The sequence below is a fragment of the Haloarcula amylolytica JCM 13557 genome, assembly GCF_000336615.1.
Lineage (GTDB): Archaea > Halobacteriota > Halobacteria > Halobacteriales > Haloarculaceae > Haloarcula > Haloarcula amylolytica.
Genome location: NZ_AOLW01000079.1, coordinates 1 through 1021 on the forward strand (window position 1 = coordinate 1; position 1021 = coordinate 1021).

General features: G+C 59.4%; 1 rRNA gene. It reads right to left on the bottom strand.

Annotation, left to right across the window (positions count from 1 at the left end):
• Window positions 1–1021: ribosomal RNA gene (locus tag C442_RS20695) — 16S ribosomal RNA — on the bottom strand; the annotation flags it as partial.

Here is a 1021-nt window from a genome sequence, read left to right on the forward strand (position 1 = left end):
CAGATTCCTCTACGGCTACCTTGTTACGACTTAAGCCCCCTTGCGGAGCCCAGATTCGACCGTCGCATGACGGCCTCATCCGGACCCCACTCGGGTGCTTTGACGGGCGGTGTGTGCAAGGAGCAGGGACGTATTCACCGCGCGCTTCTGACACGCGATTACTACCGAATCCAGCTTCATGCGGGCGGGTTTCAGCCCGCAATCCGAACTACGACTACGTTTGGAGATTAGCNTCGCCTCTCGGCGTTGCATCCCACTGTCATAGCCATTGTAGCCCGCGTGTTGCCCGGTCCATTCGGGGCATACTGACCTACCGTTGCCCGTTCCTTCCTCCGCTTTAGCAGCGGCAGTCCTCCTAGTGTACCCAACTACCTCAAGGGTATTGCTGGCAACTAGAAGTGCGGGTCTCGCTCGTTGCCTGACTTAACAGGACGCCTCACGGTACGAGCTGACGGCGGCCATGCACCTCCTCTCAGTAGCGTCGGGTAAAGTCGTCAACCTGACCGTCATTACTACTGTCGGGACCGGTGAGATGTCCGGCGTTGAGTCCAATTAAACCGCAGGCTCCTCCGGTTGTGGTGCTCCCCCGCCAATTCCTTTAAGTTTCATCCTTGCAGACGTACTTCCCAGGCGGCTCGCTTCTCGGCTTCCCTAGGGCGCAGCGCAGGCTCGTAGCCTACGGCACACCTAGCGAGCATCGTTTACAGCTAGGACTACCCGGGTATCTAATCCGGTTCGAGACCCTAGCTTTCGTCCCTCACCGTCGGGTCCGTCTTCCTGAGGTGGTTTCCCCATTGGTGGTCCGTCCAGGATTACAGGATTTCACTCCTACCCCGGACGTACCCCTCAGGTCTTCCGGCCCCAAGCCGGACAGTTTCCGCTGGACGCCGACGCGTTGAGCGCGTCGATTTCCCAACGGACTTGTCCGGCCGGCTACGGACGCTTTAGGCCCAATAATATCGGCCATCACTTGGACTGCCGGTATTACCGCGGCGGCTGGCACCGGTCTTGCCCAGTCCTT